The following is a 1,652-nucleotide window of genomic DNA, read 5'->3' on the forward strand; positions in this document are numbered from 1 at the left end:
AGTACTGGAGCTCCAAAAGGTGTTCTAGTAACACAAGATAATCTGAGATATATATTAACAAATATGAATAAGTATTTTCCTTGTAATAGAGGAGATAAGTATATTCTAACAACTCCATATACATTTGATGTCTCTATTACAGAGATATTTGGCTGGATATATGGAGGAGGTAGTTTATACGTATCTTCAAAAGTCTCTTCTAAAGCATTAACTGAATTGCCAAAGATGGTTATTGATAATAATATTACACATTTAGCCCTATCTCCATCGATACTAAATATGATCTTAAGCACTTGCCGTTATGAATATCTTGAAATGATGGATAAAACGTTAAAATATATAATGATTGCCGGAGAAGAACTTATACCTGAACTTGCAAATAAATTAAATAGTATTTTTAAATCAGCCAAGACTTTTAATTTGTATGGACCAACGGAAGCTACTGTTTATGCGACATATTATGAAATAAATAAATAAGAAAGGTATAAGACCAAAGTTCCAATTGGTAAAGCGTTGGATAACGCTAAAATATATATTGATCAATCGATCCAATCAACTCAAATCGATAATTATCAGGTTGGTGAAATATTAATTGGTGGTAATGGTGTTGCAAAAGAATATGTAAATAATCATAAATTAACTGCTGAAAAATTTGTTTGTTTAAATAATGAAAAGTACTATAGAACTGGAGATATTGGATATTTTCGAGAAGATGGAAATTTGATTTATTTAGGGAGAATAGATAACCAAATACAAATAAATGGTATTCGAGTTGAATTAGGGGAAATTGAAACGCAAATAATTAATACAATAAATGATATAGAGATGGCCAAGGTCCTTTATAATCAAAGAAAGCTTTACTGCTTTTACCGCACCAAAAATAGAACGGATATAGATAGAAAGTTCATAAAAGAGAGTATTAAAGAAGTATTACCACAATATATGATTCCATCAATATATATTAGGGTTGATGAGTTCCCGTTTACACAAAATGGAAAAATGGATACTAAAAAATTATTAGAAATGTGTGATCGTACCGAACGAAATATTAACAGTGTTAAGAAGAATGAAGAAAAAATAAAGAGCAAGGTGCGAAGTATATTTGCTGAAGTATTAAATATAGATGGTGAATTAATAGACGATCATAGTGACTTTTTTTATGATTTGGGAGGAGATTCTCTAAGTGCAATTTCTGCTACTGTTATGCTCGAAAGATCTTATGGAGTAAGTCTAGAAGACAATTTTATTTATAGTAATTCTACTATTTTTGATATCACTGATTGGATTAAAAATAATAGTTATATGTCCAAAACTGAAATAAATAATCAACAAGAATATGCGAAAAAAATAGGAGATTTTGAAAAACAATTGATTAAAGATACATTAAATCAATACGAAAAATATTTAAAGTTAATTAAACATAGTTTAAAGGAAAAGGATCGATATAAATGTTACAGGTATCAGGATAATTATTATGCAAATGGTTTTGAATCAATCCTATCTTTTACGATAGATATAAATGATGCCGAGCACGAGTTAAATTTACGAAAGTCATTTACTGATTTAATTAATAATAATGAGCTTCTAAGGTCAGTAATTTCTAAAATTGAAACAAATCTTTATTTTGTTGAATATGATAAACATGATTTTAA

At 28.0% G+C, this 1,652-nt stretch carries 2 protein-coding genes; both read left to right on the plus strand.

Annotated features, from left to right (window positions below; all coding sequences use genetic code 11):
* Positions 1-477, plus strand: a 477-nt coding sequence (locus tag GBH70_RS16345; protein ID WP_151682007.1) for an AMP-binding protein, incomplete at its 5' end; no start/stop codon positions are given.
* A gap of 36 nt (positions 478-513) precedes the next feature.
* Positions 514-1,652: non-ribosomal peptide synthetase (locus GBH70_RS17915; protein WP_151682008.1), on the plus strand; the 1,139-nt coding region annotated here is incomplete at its 3' end.

Source organism: Weizmannia acidilactici (assembly GCF_008974225.1).
Classification (GTDB): Bacteria; Bacillota; Bacilli; order Bacillales; family Bacillaceae_C; genus Weizmannia; species Weizmannia acidilactici.